Source organism: Caulobacter vibrioides OR37 (genome assembly GCF_000372645.1).
GTDB lineage: Bacteria > Pseudomonadota > Alphaproteobacteria > Caulobacterales > Caulobacteraceae > Caulobacter > Caulobacter vibrioides_E.
On sequence record NZ_APMP01000044.1, the window covers coordinates 1 to 14844 of the forward strand.

The 14844-nt window shown below is 66.6% G+C and carries 16 protein-coding genes; 10 read left to right on the top strand and 6 right to left on the bottom strand.

What is annotated here, in order from left to right:
• Positions 1-14 precede the first annotated feature (14 nt).
• Complete coding sequence (locus OR37_RS19950; RefSeq protein ID WP_004624651.1) at positions 15-608, bottom strand: flavodoxin family protein; 594 nt, start codon at positions 606-608, stop codon at positions 15-17.
• 164 nt (positions 609-772) lie between these two features.
• The gene (locus OR37_RS19955) at positions 773-1219 is read right to left on the bottom strand and encodes an Rrf2 family transcriptional regulator (protein WP_004624653.1); all 447 of its coding nucleotides are present in this window, start codon (positions 1217-1219) and stop codon (positions 773-775) included.
• A gap of 183 nt (positions 1220-1402) precedes the next feature.
• Between OR37_RS19955 and OR37_RS19960 the strand changes: the two genes are divergently transcribed.
• The 3 genes from OR37_RS19960 (at position 1403) to OR37_RS19970 (ending at position 5061) form a co-directional block, all read left to right on the top strand.
• A complete protein-coding gene (locus OR37_RS19960) occupies positions 1403-3382 on the top strand; it encodes a potassium transporter Kup (protein ID WP_004624655.1) in 1980 nt (659 codons plus the stop codon).
• A 17-nt stretch (positions 3383-3399) separates the two neighbouring features.
• Positions 3400-3762, top strand: coding sequence for a DUF1648 domain-containing protein (locus OR37_RS19965; protein ID WP_004624656.1), 363 nt, complete (start codon positions 3400-3402; stop codon positions 3760-3762).
• A 72-nt stretch (positions 3763-3834) separates the two neighbouring features.
• Positions 3835-5061: an argininosuccinate synthase gene (locus OR37_RS19970; RefSeq protein WP_004624658.1), complete on the top strand. Its 1227-nt coding sequence runs from the start codon at positions 3835-3837 to the stop codon at positions 5059-5061.
• Between the two features lie 792 nt (positions 5062-5853).
• Here the strand turns inward: OR37_RS19970 and OR37_RS19980 are convergent.
• Positions 5854-6054, bottom strand: a complete 201-nt coding sequence (locus OR37_RS19980; RefSeq protein WP_004624660.1) for a KTSC domain-containing protein — start codon at positions 6052-6054, stop codon at positions 5854-5856.
• Between the two features lie 203 nt (positions 6055-6257).
• Between OR37_RS19980 and OR37_RS19985 the strand changes: the two genes are divergently transcribed.
• The 3 genes from OR37_RS19985 to OR37_RS19995 all read left to right on the top strand — a co-directional run bounded on the left by OR37_RS19985 (position 6258) and on the right by OR37_RS19995 (position 8029).
• The gene (locus tag OR37_RS19985) at positions 6258-6665 is read left to right on the top strand and encodes an MAPEG family protein (protein WP_004624662.1); all 408 of its coding nucleotides are present in this window, start codon (positions 6258-6260) and stop codon (positions 6663-6665) included.
• A gap of 42 nt (positions 6666-6707) precedes the next feature.
• Entirely contained in the window at positions 6708-7343 is a 636-nt protein-coding gene (locus OR37_RS19990; RefSeq protein ID WP_004624664.1) for a LysE family translocator, read from the top strand.
• 95 nt (positions 7344-7438) lie between these two features.
• Entirely contained in the window at positions 7439-8029 is a 591-nt protein-coding gene (locus tag OR37_RS19995; protein WP_004624665.1) for a CC0125/CC1285 family lipoprotein, read from the top strand.
• Positions 8030-8156: 127 nt separating this feature from the next.
• Here OR37_RS19995 and OR37_RS20000 read toward each other — a convergent pair whose 3' ends face one another.
• Positions 8157-8939, bottom strand: a complete 783-nt coding sequence (locus OR37_RS20000) for an SDR family NAD(P)-dependent oxidoreductase (protein ID WP_004624667.1) — start codon at positions 8937-8939, stop codon at positions 8157-8159.
• Between the two features lie 71 nt (positions 8940-9010).
• On the opposite strand from OR37_RS20000, the gene OR37_RS20005 reads away from it, so the two are divergent.
• Together OR37_RS20005 and OR37_RS20010 are read left to right on the top strand one after the other, a co-directional pair.
• On the top strand, positions 9011-9421 hold the full coding sequence (locus OR37_RS20005) for a YkvA family protein (RefSeq protein ID WP_004624669.1): 411 nt from the start codon (positions 9011-9013) through the stop codon (positions 9419-9421).
• Positions 9411-10049, top strand: a complete 639-nt coding sequence (locus OR37_RS20010) for a lysoplasmalogenase (protein WP_004624671.1) — start codon at positions 9411-9413, stop codon at positions 10047-10049. The genes OR37_RS20005 and OR37_RS20010 overlap by 11 nt, the downstream gene beginning before the upstream one ends.
• Before the next feature lie 151 nt (positions 10050-10200).
• Here the strand turns inward: OR37_RS20010 and OR37_RS22365 are convergent, their stop codons facing one another.
• Positions 10201-11490, bottom strand: coding sequence for a hypothetical protein (locus OR37_RS22365; protein ID WP_004624673.1), 1290 nt, complete (start codon positions 11488-11490; stop codon positions 10201-10203).
• A 73-nt stretch (positions 11491-11563) separates the two neighbouring features.
• Positions 11564-12082 carry a GNAT family N-acetyltransferase gene (locus tag OR37_RS20020; RefSeq protein ID WP_004624675.1) on the bottom strand — a complete coding sequence of 173 codons (519 nt, stop codon included), beginning with the start codon at positions 12080-12082 and terminating at the stop codon, positions 11564-11566.
• An 83-nt stretch (positions 12083-12165) separates the two neighbouring features.
• Between OR37_RS20020 and OR37_RS20025 the strand changes: the two genes are divergently transcribed.
• Together OR37_RS20025 and OR37_RS20030 are read left to right on the top strand one after the other, a co-directional pair.
• Entirely contained in the window at positions 12166-13350 is a 1185-nt protein-coding gene (locus OR37_RS20025; RefSeq protein ID WP_004624678.1) for an SAM-dependent methyltransferase, read from the top strand.
• A 57-nt stretch (positions 13351-13407) separates the two neighbouring features.
• Positions 13408-14808, top strand: coding sequence for an amino acid permease (locus OR37_RS20030; protein WP_004624681.1), 1401 nt, complete (start codon positions 13408-13410; stop codon positions 14806-14808).
• Positions 14809-14844: the final 36 nt, after the last annotated feature.

Sequence of the window (14844 nt, forward strand, 5' to 3'; positions counted from 1 at the left end):
GGAAGGGATTAGAGCTAGGCGGCAGCGCTCGCGCCGGCGGCCCAGCGCACGGCGGCCTTGGCGACACGTTCGCCCAGCAGGCGGGCGGTCTCGCGGTCGCCGGCCGGCGGGGTCACTTCCGGCGAGGCGTTGTCGGACTGAGCGGCGACGCCGAGGAACGAACCGACGCGGTTCAGGGCGTCGGGACCACGCTCGGCCGCCGTCACGTTCGGCGGGGCGAGGCCGAGATTGATCCAGTTCATGCCGTGTTGGGCGGCCAGGATCGTCAGGCTGGCGAGCGCGTGGCCCTTGTCGCCGGCGAAGCTGTGCGAGTTGGTGAAGCCGGCGGCCAGCTTGTCCTTCCAGGCGCCGCTGAAGAAGACGCCGGCGGTGGCGTCGGCGAACACTTTGAACACGCCGGAGACGTCGCCCATGTAGGTCGGCGCGCCGAAGATCACGGCGTCGGCCTTGGTGATCTCCTCGATGAAGGGCGCGAAGTCCTGGCTGGCGCTTTCGATCTTCAGCAGCACGGCGGTCTGGCCGGCGTCGCGGACGCCTTCGGCGACCTTCTGGGCCAGAACCTCGGTGTGGCCATAACCGGAATGATAGGGGATGGCGACGGTCGTCATGATCAAAAATCCCTCGCTTCGGAACTGAAACGGTAGCGGTTACCTAATGGCGAAAACCGGTAACGCCAGACCTTCGGCAACAGATATCGTTGCAATTTTTCTGGGGATCGATTTCAGCCGCGCTGGAAGCGAGGAATCGCGGCGGCGAACGCCAGCCGCGGGCCTTATTCGGCGGCCGCGGCGGCGCTCTCGTGCGCGCCATTCAGAAGATCGGCCACGGTGATCCGCGCCAGGCGCTCGTGCGCCGCGCGGTCGGCGGCCTGGATCGCCGAGCGCACGGCGTCGGGAATCTTCTCGCCGACCGGACAGCCCTTCACGCCCTTCGGCGCGACCCCAAGATGCGCGCAGCCGTTCACGGCGCGCAGGACGATGTCCAACGAGATTTCGTCGGCGGGCCTCAGAAGCCAAGCGCCGCCATTGGCGCCGGCCCGCGCGCCCAGCAGTCCCGCCTTGCCCAGCATGGCGGTGACCCGGCGGACCACGACCGGATTGGTCGGGACCGAGGCCGCCAGCTCGGCGCTGGCCACGGCGCGGTCGGCGGAAAACGCCGCCTTGTGCGCGAGGTAGGCCAGGACATGGGCCGCGACGGGGAATTTCTGACTGTCGGACATCTCATACGGGAACGTAAGGTCGCCGTTCGCGCGTTCAACTGAAAACTGTCCATCCTCGGGAATGACGTCCCGCGGAGACGGACGTTGGGGGATGATTGAACGCGGCGCGGATCGCGTGTATCGCGCCACCCGTCGTCGACATGGGTCGCCCGCCAGCGTTGCGCGAGGCCCCGGAGGGATTGAATGGCTTCCGAGGCGTCCAGCGCTTCCAATCTCGATGACGCGCCTCCACCGTCGGAGATCCCGCGACAGGATGGTTCCGGCGCGCATGGCGCGGGCCACGACCCCAAGGGTCATGGATTCCTGGCCCTGGCCCTCGGCTCGATCGGCGTGGTGTTCGGCGACATCGGCACCAGCCCCCTCTACGCGCTGCGCGAGGCCCTGGCCCATTCGCGCGCCACCGCCTCCTCCGAGCACGCGGTGCTGGGCGTGGTGTCGCTGGTGCTCTGGACCATGACCCTGTTCGTCACCATCAAGTACGTGATCTTCTTCATGCGGGCCGACAACAAGGGCGAGGGCGGCACCCTGGCCCTGATGGCGCTGGCCCAGAAGGCGCTGGGCGGCGGCGGCCGCAAGCGCTCGGTCGCCGTCTTCTTCCTGGGCGTGGTCGGCGCCGCGCTGTTCTATGGAGACGGCATCATCACGCCGGCCATCTCGGTCCTGTCGGCCGTCGAAGGCCTCAAGGACGCGCCGCACGTGGGCCGGGCCTTGTCGCCCTACATCCTGCCGATCTCGGCTGGCATCCTGATCGCCCTCTTCCTGGTTCAGGCCAAGGGCACCCATCGCATGGCCTCGCTGTTCGGGCCGTTCACGGCGGCGTGGTTCCTGATCCTGGGCGCGTTGGGCGCGCTGCATCTGGCCGACGACCCGTCGATCTTCCGGGCGGTCAATCCCTGGTATGGCGTGCGCTTTCTGCTGGAGAACGGCTTCCTGGGTTTCGTGATCCTGGGCAGCGTCTTCCTGGTCGTGACCGGCGCCGAGGCGCTGTACGCCGACATGGGCCATTTCGGGAAGCGTCCGATCCAGGCGTCCTGGCTGTGCCTGGTCTTTCCCTGCCTGGCGCTCAACTATCTGGGCCAGGGCGCCCTGGTGCTGCACCACCCCGCCGCCCGCCACAATCCATTCTGGGAAATGGTGCCCGGCTTCGCCTACTGGCCGGTGCTGATCATGGCCACCATCGCCACCGTCATCGCCAGCCAGGCGGTGATCACCGGCGCCTTCTCGATGACTCAGCAGGCGGTGCAGTTGGGCCTGCTGCCGCGCATCGAGATCAAGCGCACGTCCGAGACCCAGGCCGGCCAGATCTTCGTGCCGGCGGTCAATCAGTTCCTGCTGGTCGGCGTGCTGGCGCTGCTGTTCATGTTCCAGAGCTCGCACAAGCTGGCCAGCGCCTATGGCATCGCCGTCACTGGCGCGATGTTCGTCGACACCCTGCTGGCCTATGTCGTCATCCGCCGGATCTGGAAGTGGAACCTGGCTCAGACCGGTCTGCTGCTGATCCCGCTGGCGGCCCTGGATTCGGTGTTCATCGCCTCGAACATGCTGAAGATCCCGGACGGCGCCTGGCTGCCCCTGGCGTTCGGCGGCGTGCTGGTTCTGGTCATGTGGACCTGGACGCGCGGCGCCGCGATCCTGACCGCCAAGACCCGCCGCGACAGCGTGCCCCTGATCGACCTGATGGAGATCCTCCGCGCCCGCGCGCCGCACCGCGCGCCCGGCACGGCGATCTTCCTGACCTCGGATCCGGAGATGACGCCGGTCGCCCTGATGCACAATCTCAAGCACAACAAGGTGCTGCACGAGCGCAACGTCATCCTCACCGTCCGCACCGCCGAGACGCCGCGCGTGCTGGAGGACGACCGTGTCCGGATCGAGAAGGTCAATGACGACTTCAAGAAGGTCGTCGTCACCTACGGCTTCATGGAAAGTCCGAACATTCCCAAGGCCCTGGCGGTCTGCCGCAAGCAGGGCCTGAAGTTCGACATCATGGCCACCAGCTTCTTCCTGGGCCGGCGCTCGATCGTGCCGTCCGCCAACAGCGGAATGCCCCTGTGGCAGGACCGGCTGTTCATCTATCTGATGAAGAACGCGGCCAACCCGACCGACTTCTTCAAGATCCCGCCCGGCCGCGTCGTCGAGCTGGGCGCGCAGGTCACGGTTTAGGGGTAAGATACAAGCTTATGGAAACGACCCTGCGCGTGCTGGGCGATGGTCTGTCGATCGCCGCCCTCGCCATCATCGCCGCCACGGCCCAAGGCGCGTGGAAACGGATCCCGAAAGGCGTCGAGGTGCCCATGCAGTGGGGCTTCGACGGCAAGCCGACCTGGCGCGCGCCCAAGGCCGTGGGCCTGCTGGCCATTCCCGCCGTGGCCATCGCGGTCCTGCTGTCGTTCACGATCACCCAGGCCACCTTCACGGCCGATCCGACCCGCGCGCTGGTGATCTTCCTGGTCCGCGCCACCCTGGCCGCCAGCCTCGGCCTGAGCCAGCTTTTCCACCTGCGCTTCGTCATCAAGACGTTGCAGGACGAGGGTCAGCTTTAAACTTCTTGACCCGCGCGGTCTTTCGCCGTTGAAGGCGCGCGACTTTGTGTTTCTCTCCGGAAGGACCCCCTCATGGCCGACAAGTCCGTGAAGAAGGTCGTGCTCGCCTATTCGGGCGGCCTCGACACCTCGATCATCCTGAAGTGGCTGCAGACCGAGTACGGCGCTGAGGTCATCACCTTCACGGCCGACCTGGGCCAGGGCGAAGAGATCGAACCGGCCCGCGCCAAGGCGCTGGCCGCCGGCGTCAAGCCCGAGAACATCTTCATCGAGGACGTGCGCGAGGAGTTCGTCCGCGACTTCGTCTTCCCGATGTTCCGCGCCAACACGGTGTATGAAGGCCAGTACCTGCTGGGCACCTCGATCGCGCGTCCGCTGATCGCCAAGAAGCAGATCGAGATCGCCCGCAAGATGGGCGCCGACGCCGTCAGCCACGGCGCGACCGGCAAGGGCAATGACCAGGTGCGCTTCGAGCTCGGCTACTACGGCCTCGAGCCCGACATCACCGTGATCGCCCCCTGGCGCGAATGGAATTTCAAGTCGCGCGAGGCCCTGCTGGACTTCGCCGAGAAGCACCAGATCCAAATCACCAAGGACAAGCGCGGCGAGGCGCCGTTCAGCGTCGACGCCAACCTGCTGCACAGCTCGTCGGAAGGTAAGGTCCTGGAGGACCCGGCGGTCGAAGCCCCCGAGTTCGTCCACATGCGCACGATCGCGCCGGAAGACGCGCCGGACAAGCCGACCATCATCACCATCGACTTCGAGAAGGGCGACCCGGTCGCGATCGACGGCGTCAAGATGAGCCCGGCCACCCTGCTGACCAAGCTGAACGAACTGGGCCGCGACAACGGCATCGGTCGTCTGGACCTGGTCGAGAACCGCTTCGTCGGCATGAAGTCGCGCGGCGTCTACGAGACCCCCGGCGGCACGATCCTCTTGGCCGCCCACCGCGGCATCGAGAGCATCACGCTGGACCGCGGCGCCATGCACCTGAAGGACGAGCTGATGCCGAAGTACGCCACGCTGGTGTACAATGGCTTCTGGTTCTCGCCCGAGCGCGAGATGCTGCAGGCGGCGATCGACTACAGCCAGGAGAAGGTCGCGGGCCAGGTCCGCGTGAAGCTCTACAAGGGCAACGTCACCGTCATCGGCCGCACCAGCCCCTACAGCCTGTACGACCAGGACCTGGTCACCTTCGAGGAAGGCAAGGTCGCCTACGACCACCGCGACGCCGGCGGCTTCATCAAGCTGAACGCCCTGCGCCTGCGCGTCCTGGCCAAGCGCGACAAGCGCGGGTAGGTCGGGGCTAGAGCTTGAAGATCGAAGGGCGTCGCGGGGGAGACCTCGCGGCGCCCTTTTCTTTCGGGCGGCGGCCGCGAGCCAAATCCCTCTCTCTTCGAGAGAGGGAGGGGCCCATGCGAAGCATGGGAGGGTGAGTGGTTTCGAGGCTGGTGGGCCAAGACCCGTTGCTGCCTGCGGCTCTGCGGCGTTACAAAGACCAAACTCAACCTGAGGGGGATTTGTTGGCTTTGCTCACGCGATTCTTAACTCTCGCCATCTTCTTGTTCCTCGGCTGCGTCGCTTACGCCGCAAGGGATCTCTACTGGCGGCCCGTAATGCCCGCGGTTGTGGTCGAGACCGGCAACAAGAACACGGGCGGCGCCTCCCAGTTGATGGTCATCTATGGGGAGCATGGCCGTGATCCGCTCCGGACAGGAACGCTGGCTGCCGACGAGTGCATCGCGGGCTGCGAGATTACTGACGGAGCGTGCGTGTCTAGCGCCGCCCGGCATGAACTCAAGTTGGGCTTGCCGCGCCAACAGAGCCTCCAAGTTCGACGGATCGACGGGCGCGCCAACCCTGTGATCGGGTATGTTGTCTGGCGTGGACCAGCCTTTCCCCGGACCGTTAGGATATCGTGCGATATGACGACGCCAGACCTGAGGCGATCCTGCAGGGTAACCGCGATCGATACTTAGAAGGCGCCCTTCCGCCCAGAGCACACTCCGGAAAGCGCACGCCTCTCACCCTCCCACCGCTTCGCGGCGGGCCCCTCCCTCTCTCCATGAGAGAGGGATTTGGCGCACCGCTCTAAACCCGATTATACGGATACCGATCCCGGATCATCCGCTGGAAGAACCGCCCCTTCGACGGGGCGCGGATGAACGCCTGGCTGATGCGTTCAGGGACGCCGACATAGACGTAGGCGTCGCCATCCAGAAAGGTGACGAACAGCTTGCCGTGTTCGGGGGCGTAATCGATCTCCCGGATCGCCGTGGAGTCCACATGCATGGCCTGTCGAGCCTTTCGCCAATGGGATCGTCAGACCTAGGAGCGGATAAAGCCCTGGCCCGGTTCCCCGAACCCGGCTGGCGCTCCATGGACGACCCGCGCTGAGGACGGCGTATCGCGCGCGCCAGGGGATGCAAATTCCGGATGAACCCCGCTAGGGTCATCCCGTAGCCGCCGAAGCGGCCCCGGGGAGGAAAACGAAAATGAATCAATCCCACGCGTTGGCGGCGATCGTCACGCTGGTCTCGTTGCTCGTCTACGTCTGGATGATCCTGCGCATCGGCGGCGCGCGTCGGCGCACCGGCATCGACGCGCCCGCCATGACCGGCCATCCCGAGCTGGAGCGGCACCTGCGCATCCAGGCCAACACCGTCGAGTGGCTGGTCATCTACCTGCCCTCGCTGTGGCTGTTCGCCCTGTACTGGAACGACCGGGTCGCCGCCGCGCTCGGCGTGGTCTGGATGATCGGCCGGATCGTCTACGCCCTCGGCTACGCCGCCGATCCGAAGAGGCGCGAGCTGGGCTTCATCATCCAGGCGTTGGCCACCGGCGTCCTGCTGTTCGGCGCGCTGGGCCGGGCCGTCTATGTGTTGATGGTCATCGGGGGCTAGCTGGATCTTTGAGCCGCCTGGCCCGGGGCCTATACCCGCGCCATGAGCGCTCTTCCCGTCGATCCCGCCCGCTACGGCGCCTTCCTGGTCTCCATGTTCGTCCTGGCCATCACGCCGGGGCCGGCGAACCTGTTCGCCATCGCCACGGGCATGGAACGCGGCAAGGGCGCGGCCCTGCGGGGCGTGGTCGGCATGAACGCCGCGACCCTGGTCTGGTTCGCCTGCTCGGCCCTGGGACTGGGCGCGCTGATCCTGGCCTTTCCCAAGGCCTTCCACGTCCTGGCCCTGGCGGGCGCGGCCTATCTGGTCTGGCTGGGCCTCACGTCCCTTTGGGCCGGGATCAAGGACGTCGAGCGCCACGCCTCGGCGCGCGTGCGGGCCGGTCGTTCGGCGTTTCTGGACGGCTTCATGGTCCAGATCGCCAATCCAAAGATCCTGCTGTTCTTCTCGGCGGTGCTGCCGCCGTTCCTGGACGTCAAGCGGCCGCTGGTTCCGCAGCTGATCATGTTCGCCTGCGCCACCATCGGCATGGATCTGGTCAGCATGTCCGCCTATGGCCTCGGCGGCGCGGCGCTGTCGACGCGGATGAACGCGCCGGGCTTTCGGCGCGGCTTCGCCATCCTGGTCGGCGTGCTCTTGATCACCGCGGCGGGCTTGATCCTGTCGCGAGGTCGATAGATTTCAGGCCCGTTGCAAACTGCGCCTTGGCGAAACCACAATGGGCGGCCAGAGTTGAGTCTAAACTCAGAGGACTCCGCGTGAAGGAGCAAACCATGTCCATGAAGAAGGTCGCCTTGGTCGCCGCTCTGGCGATCGCCGCCGGGCTGTCCGCCTGCGCCACGCCGACGCCTTACCAGCCTAAGGTGACGTCGGGCGCGACGACCGGCGGGTTCTCGGAACAGCGTCTGGAGGGCGACCGTTACCGCGTGTCGTTCGCCGGCAACAGCCTGACCTCCCGCGAGACGGTCGAGCGCTATCTGCTGTACCGGTCGGCCGAGCTGACCACCCAGCAGGGCTATGACTGGTTCGAGACGGCCGACCATCGCACCGAGCGCACCGCCCGCACCTATGTCGAGCCCGATCCGCTGGCCCGCCCGGCCTTCGGCTGGGGTCCCTACGGCTATTGGCGTCCGGCCTGGCGCTATTATGGCCCGCACTATGGCTGGCGTTCGTGGGACCCCTTCTGGGGTGACCCCTTCTGGGCCGACCGCGCCGAGATCCGCACGATCGAGAAGTTCGAGGCCGCCGCCGAGATCGTGATGCACAAGGGCAAGAAGCCGGAAGGCGACCCGCGCGCCTACGACGCCCGCGAGATCATGGCCAATCTGGCCAGCACGATCCAGCGCCCGGCGCCGGGGAAGTAAGGACCAAAGGCTCCCTTTCCCCTCGATGGGGGAAGGGTCGGGGATGGGGGTGATGCGGCGGTTCCGCTTGCAACGCCCTACCACCCCCGCCCAAACCCTCCCCCATCAAGGGGGAGGGCTTTTCGTATCAGCGCGGGGCCATGCGGATGCCGCCGTCGAGGCGGACGTCCTCGCCGTTGAAATAGCCGCAGGTGATCATGGTCAGGGCCAGCTGGGCGTATTCCTCGGGGTTGCCCAGGCGCTTGGGGAACGGCACCGAGGCCGCTAGGCCCGCCTTCACCGCCTCGGGCGCGCCGTTCATCAGCGGGGTGTTGAAGATCCCCGGCAGGATGGTGTTGACGCGGATGCCCTCGCCCATCAGGTCGCGAGCGATCGGCAGGGTCATGCCCACGACGCCGCCCTTCGACGCCGAATAGGCCGCCTGGCCCATCTGGCCGTCCTCGGCCGCCACCGAGGCGGTGTTGACGATCGCGCCGCGCTCGCCGTCCTCCAGCGGCTCCAGGTCCAGCATCCCCTTGGCCGACTTGGCGATGCAGCGGAACGTGCCCACCAGGTTGATCTGGATGATGCGGTCGAAGGCGTCGAGCGGGAAGTGCTTGGTCTCGCCGGTGGCCTTGTCGCGGCTGGCGGTCTTGGCCGCGTTGCCGGTGCCGGCGCAGTTGACCAGGATCCGCTCCTGCCCGTGGGCGGCGCGGGCCTTCTCGAAGCCGGCGTCGACATCGGCGTCGCTGGTCACGTTGACCTTGCAGAACACCCCGCCGATCTCCTTGGCGACCTCCTCGCCCCGCGCTTCGTTCATGTCGAAGATCGCGACCTTCACCCCTTGGGCCGCCAGGGCGCGGGCGGTCGCCTCGCCCAGCCCCGAAGCGCCCCCCGTGACCACGGCGGCGACGGTGTTGTCCAGTTTCATGAGCGTTTCCCCTTAAGCTTCGCGTTTGATGGGTTCGCGTTTAGGATTGGATCGAGCGAGGATTTAAACCGATGAGCGCCCAGGCCAAACCGTCCCCCGACGTAAACGTCAACGCGGTGCTGGACCCCGCCAAGGCGCTGGTTCCCGCCACCGTGCGCGTCAACGAGGAACGGGTCCGACGCGGCTTCCTGCCAAAGATCCGCAAGGTGGCGGGGAAGATCCCGTTCGCCGCCGACGCCCTTTCGCTGTGGTGGTGCGCCCGCGATCCGGAAACCCCGGCGGCGGCCAAGGGCATGGTGCTGGCGGCCCTGGCCTATTTCGTCCTGCCGATCGACGCCCTGCCGGACGTCATGCCGGTGATCGGCTTCACCGACGACGCGGCCGTGATCGCCGCGGTCATGGCCATCGTCGGCAAGACCCTCAAGCCCCGCCACAAGGAAGCCGCCCAGGCCTTCCTCCAACGCCTGTCCGATGAGCCCTGAAGCTATCCTCTGGGCCATCGCCGCCGGCGGCGCCCTGGCCTATGGCCTGGTGTTCTCCGAACACGCGCCGTCCGCCCAGCGCACCGTGGTCAAGACCAGCGCCGTCGCGGCCCTGGCCGTGCTGGCCTGGCTGGACGAGGGCTCGATGCTGCTGGCGCTCGCCCTGGCCTTCTGCGCGATCGGCGACGCCTTCCTGGCGGGCGATCCCAAGCGCTGGCTGCCGTTCGGTCTGATCGCCTTCCTCGCCGGCCACCTGACCTATGTTCCGCTGTTCCTGGATCGCGCGGGCGCCCCGCCGGTCTGGTTCTGGCCCGCCGCCGCGGCGATCGGGACGGTCGCCGGCCTGATGCTGCGCGCGCTGTGGGGATCGCTGGGCGCGCTGCGCCTGCCGGTGATCGTCTATGTGCTGGCCATCGTGGCGATGACCGTCACCAGCCTGCTGCTGCCCGGCCGCGCCTGGACCACCACCGCCGGAGCCCTGGCCTTCATGGCCTCGGACGCCATCCTGTCGTTCGACCTCTTCAAGTCGACCAAGCTGCTGGGATCTCCCCGCCTGACCGCCTGGGCGATCTGGTTCCTGTATTGGGGCGGCCAGGCCGGCATCTGCTGGGGTATGCTGAACGGCTAGAGCAAGAAGCGCGATATGGGAATCGCGCTTCTTGCTCTAGATTCTTGTTTTCGCATCACTTTAGCGGAAAGCCAGGATCCACTTTCCGCGTGACGCTCGATAGCAAGAGGCCCGATAAAGGCGGCCCGGCGGCAACCGAAATCCGCCACACCTATCCGGCGTAAGCGTAAGCGGCCTTGCCGTAGACGCCGACCAGATCGATCGCGAAGGCCGCGCCATCCGCCAGGTCCGCCAGAAAAGCGTCGTTGGCCTTGGAGTACATGCCGACGTCGGCCTTGACCGCCTCGGCCAGCAGCCAGCCGACCATCGCCGCCTTGGTCCCGACGCCGTTCGCGCCATCGCCACCGTAGCTGGCGAAATAGTCGACCCGGGTGTCGATCATGGCGTGAACCTTGGCGTCGGTCGGCGTACCGCCGAAGATGGCCTTGTAGGCTTCGCGCGTAGCGTCGAAGAGGCTGAGACCACCGTACTTGGTGGTGAAGGCGGCCTTGCCCTCTCCGTTCTTGCCCAGGTTCACCGCGAAATTGATGTAGCGGTTTTCCAGATTGAACGACTGGTAGTAGGCGCTGTTGAGGTTGTTGGCGTTGGGGCCGGTCGCCGAAACCAGATAGTCGATCCCCGCCTGGCCCGGAATTTTCCCGGTGAAGAACTGATAGGCCAGAGTCGCCACGGAGGTCGTGGCGTCGGCCGCCTTGATGATATCGGCGATCCCCTGGCTGGTCGTCTTCACGCCGTTGCCGACCAGGAGTGAAGTGTCGGTGGTCACGGTCGTTCGAAGAATATTGGCGGCCGCGGTGTCGACCTGGCTGCTGTAGGCGAACACGTTCAAGGTCCGGTCATCGAACTTGATCCGCTCGATGTTGATCAGAGTGTCGGTCCCCTGATTGCCGTTGGCCCGCGTATCGCTGACGATCCAGTTCGCGCCGCTCTTGGTGATCTTGTAGTCGGCCAGCGCGCCCCAGAAGCCAGCGATATCGTTTCCAGTCCCGCCGTCGATCGTATCGTCGCCCGCGTCTCCATAGAGGATGTCGTTGCCGCCCTTGCCCTCAATGGAATCGTCCCCGCTGAAGCCGCGAATGGTGTCGGCGCCGTCTCCGCCTATCATGTGGTCGGCCCCGGCGAAGATATAGGCCTGGGCGGCCTGATCGTTGCCCGCGTTGAAATAGCCCATCAAGGTCGCCACCGAGAGCGAGAGGTCGGTGATGGATAGCACCAAGTCGCCAGCGTCCGTGGCCTTCCCGCCCGTGATCGTACCACCGACCGGATAGCCGTTCGCGCCGTAGGAGAACCCGAAGCCGGTATATTCCTCCACCGAGCCGTCACCGTAGTCGATGACGAAGCGCGTCGATGTCTTGACCGTCGGCGCGGGACGGGGCGGCCCATAGGTTCCAAGATCCAGGAAATCGACCGCGACGCCCGGTCCTAGAAACAAATTGGCCACGCAGCTCCCCCTAAGGTTATTAAATTCAACCTAGAATAGGAACTCCGATACCGCCCGTCTAGACCTTGCCCGCCTACCCCACGCGAAACCGCAGCACGGCCCCGTCCCACTGGGCGTCGCGGCGATCTTCCTCGACGATGTCCCGCACGCCCGGATAGCGGGCCACGGCGCGGCGCCAGAAAGCCAGCGCGCCGGTGTTGCGGCGGACGACGGCGGCCTCCCAGACCCCCCAGGCCGAGGCGAACAGGGCGTGCGCCGCCGCCTCGCCGACGCCCTTGCGGCGATGTTTGCGGACCACGAAGAACTCGGCCACCGCCCGATCGACGGGAGTCGGGGAATGGGCGTGGTCGTTGACCAGGGCGAAGCCGACCGGCAGGCCCTTGATCCGGAACAGCCACGGCGTCCGTTCGGGCTCCCGCCAATAGGCGTCGAGACAGGGATAGTCGGCATAGCGTCCGTCCGGCCCCAGCTCGCCCTCGGCCTCGCGGTCGAACCACAGCGCCGAGAAGTCGTGAAAGTACAGCTGCATCAGATTGGCGATGATCGGCGCCTCGTCGGCGCGCGCTCGTTCGACGACCAGTTTCGGGTTCATCGGCCGCTCCGTATCGAGACGATTGGCGTCATTGATCTCTTCGACCGGTTGTTCCCGGGCGACTTCGCCTTAAGTTGCGAGACATGATCGAAACCCTGCTCAGCAAAATGATCAAGACTGGCGACCTAACGGCGCATCTGCCCGGAGGTCGCGTGATCAAGGCGGGAGACGGATCGGGACCGCCGGTGGTGATCCGGATCAACGGTCGGGGCCTACGTCGCCTGGCCAATCCCAGCCTGGGTCTCGGCGAAGGCTACATGGAAGGCGACATCGTCTTCGAACAGGGCTCGATCGACCAACTGCTGACCATCGTCGGCGAGAGCGGCGGACGAACGCCCAAGCGCGGTTCGGCCCTATCGCGCTTTCGCAAGGCGCTGAAGCGGCGGGTGCAGCAGGTCAACGGCCGCGTCGCATCGCGTAGGAACGTCGCCCACCACTACGACCTGTCGAACGAGCTCTACCGCCGCTTCCTAGACGCCGACATGCAGTACAGCTGCGCCTATTTCGAGCGTCCGGACATGACGCTGGAGGAGGCGCAGGCCGCCAAGAAGGCGTTGATCGGCCGCAAGCTGTTGATCCAGCCGGGCATGAAGACCTTGGACATCGGCTCGGGCTGGGGCGGTCTTTCGATGACCTTGGCCAAGGACTTCGGGGCCCGGATGACCGGCGTGACCCTGTCGACCGAGCAGCTGGCCCTGGCCCGCGAGCGCGCCGATAAGGCCGGCCTGTCCGACAGGATCGACTTCCGCCTGACCGACTACCGCGACCTCGACGAGACGTTCGACCGCGTCGTCTCGGTCGGGATGCTGGAGCACGTCGGCGCGCCGAACTTCCGGACCTATTTCGAGACCATCAACCGTCTGCTGACCGACGACGGCGTGGCCCTGGTCCATTCGATCGGCAAGATGCACGGCCCCGGCGCGACCAACGCCTTCACCCAGAAATATATCTTCCCGGGCGGCTACATTCCGGGCCTCTCCGAGATCGTCGCGGCCATCGAGCAGGCGGGCCTGTGGATCACCGACATCGAGATCCTGCGCCTGCACTACGCCGAGACCTGCCGCATCTGGCGCCAGCGCTTCATGGCCGATCCCGACATCCCGACGCTGTTCGACGCCCGCTTCCGGCGGATGTGGGAATTCTACCTGGCGGGCGCGGAACTGGGCTTCCGGCACGGCGGCCACATGGTCTTCCAGATCCAGCTGGCCAAGCGGCGCGACGGGACGCCGCTGACGCGAGACTACCTGCTGAAGGGCGCGGCCGGTTGACGCCGGGGACGGCGGCGTCCATAGGCGCCGCTTGACGTCTCTTCAGAGGATCGCCTCATGGGCCAGTTCCGCGCGGCCGACCTCCTGCGCCGCAAGCCCGTCGCGCTGATCGAGGGCGAGCATCCGCCCGAGCACCTGCATCGCTCGATCGGCCTGTTCCAGCTGACCATGCTGGGCGTTGGCGCGACCATCGGCACCGGCATCTTCGTCGCCCTGACCACCGCCGTGCCGGCGGCGGGGCCGGCGGTGATCCTGTCGTTCGTGCTGGCCGGGATCACGGCCGCGCTGACGGCGCTGTGCTATGCCGAGCTGGCCTCGACCATCCCGGTGTCCGGCTCGTCCTATTCCTACGCCTACGCCACCCTGGGCGAGTTCGTGGCCTTCGTCGTCGGCGCGTGTCTGTTGCTGGAATACGCCGTCTCGGCCTCGGCCATCGCGGTCGGCTGGGGGCAGTATCTGAACGAGATGCTGACGGATCTCGTCGGCTGGAAGATGCCCGACGTCATCGCCAAGGCCCCCGGCGCGGGCGGGGTGTTCAACCTGCCCGCCGTGGCGCTGGTCGGCGCCTGCATGGTGCTGCTGCTGCGCGGGGTCAAGGAATCGACCACGATCAACGCCATCCTGGTGGTGCTGAAGCTGGCCATCCTGGTGTTCTTCGTCGTCGTGGCCTTCACGGGCTTCCACGCCCACAATCTGAGCCCGTTCATGCCGATGGGCTGGAAGGGGGTCGGCGCGGCCGCCGCCTCGATCTTCTTTTCCTATATCGGCATCGACGCGGTCTCGACGGCCGGCGAGGAGGTCAAGGATCCGCGCCGCACCCTGCCGGCGGGCATCGTGCTCAGCTTGCTGATCGTCACGGCGATCTACATCCTGGTGGCCGTGGCCGCGATCGGCGCCCAGCCCTGGACCGCCTTCGCCGGCCAGGAAGCGGGCCTGGCGGTGATCCTGAGGAACCTGACCGGCCAGGCCTGGACCTCGCTGGTGCTGTGCGTCGGCGCGATCGTGTCGATCTTCTCGATCACCCTGGTCGTGATGTACGGCCAGACCCGGATCCTCTACGCCATGAGCCGCGACGGTCTGCTGCCCAAGCTCTTCCAGCGCCTGGACCCCAAGACCCGGACGCCCGACCTGAACACCTATATCGTCGCCGTGTTCATCGCCGTGCTGGCGGCGTTCGTGCCGCTGGACGTGCTGGTCAACCTGACCAGCATGGGCACCCTGATCGCCTTCGCCATCGTCTCGCTGGGGGTGATCATCCTGCGACGCACCCAGCCGGATCTGCCGCGCGGCTACAAGGTCCCGCTGTTTCCGGCGCTGCCCGCCGCCAGCGTGGCCTTCTGCGGCTATCTGATCTGGAAGCTGCCGCTGGACACCTGGGCGCTGTTCGCGGTCTGGGTCGCGGGAGCCTGCGTGGTGTACTTCGGCTATTCGGTCCGGCACTCGCGGCTAGCCGCCTAAATATCCTCCCTCGCGACGCGGGGGAGGTGGCCCGGA

Coding starts and splice junctions, on each gene's coding strand:
- OR37_RS19980 (WP_004624660.1), bottom strand. CDS start 6,054: ATGCATGTGGACTCCACGGCGATCCGGGAGATCGATTACGCCCCCGAA.
- OR37_RS20025 (WP_004624678.1), top strand. CDS start 12,166: ATGATCGAAACCCTGCTCAGCAAAATGATCAAGACTGGCGACCTAACG.
- OR37_RS20020 (WP_004624675.1), bottom strand. CDS start 12,082: ATGAACCCGAAACTGGTCGTCGAACGAGCGCGCGCCGACGAGGCGCCG.
- OR37_RS20030 (WP_004624681.1), top strand. CDS start 13,408: ATGGGCCAGTTCCGCGCGGCCGACCTCCTGCGCCGCAAGCCCGTCGCG.
- OR37_RS19990 (WP_004624664.1), top strand. CDS start 6,708: ATGAGCGCTCTTCCCGTCGATCCCGCCCGCTACGGCGCCTTCCTGGTC.
- OR37_RS19995 (WP_004624665.1), top strand. CDS start 7,439: ATGTCCATGAAGAAGGTCGCCTTGGTCGCCGCTCTGGCGATCGCCGCC.
- OR37_RS19985 (WP_004624662.1), top strand. CDS start 6,258: ATGAATCAATCCCACGCGTTGGCGGCGATCGTCACGCTGGTCTCGTTG.
- OR37_RS20005 (WP_004624669.1), top strand. CDS start 9,011: ATGAGCGCCCAGGCCAAACCGTCCCCCGACGTAAACGTCAACGCGGTG.
- OR37_RS20000 (WP_004624667.1), bottom strand. CDS start 8,939: ATGAAACTGGACAACACCGTCGCCGCCGTGGTCACGGGGGGCGCTTCG.
- OR37_RS19960 (WP_004624655.1), top strand. CDS start 1,403: ATGGCTTCCGAGGCGTCCAGCGCTTCCAATCTCGATGACGCGCCTCCA.
- OR37_RS19970 (WP_004624658.1), top strand. CDS start 3,835: ATGGCCGACAAGTCCGTGAAGAAGGTCGTGCTCGCCTATTCGGGCGGC.
- OR37_RS19965 (WP_004624656.1), top strand. CDS start 3,400: ATGGAAACGACCCTGCGCGTGCTGGGCGATGGTCTGTCGATCGCCGCC.
- OR37_RS19950 (WP_004624651.1), bottom strand. CDS start 608: ATGACGACCGTCGCCATCCCCTATCATTCCGGTTATGGCCACACCGAG.
- OR37_RS19955 (WP_004624653.1), bottom strand. CDS start 1,219: ATGTCCGACAGTCAGAAATTCCCCGTCGCGGCCCATGTCCTGGCCTAC.
- OR37_RS20010 (WP_004624671.1), top strand. CDS start 9,411: ATGAGCCCTGAAGCTATCCTCTGGGCCATCGCCGCCGGCGGCGCCCTG.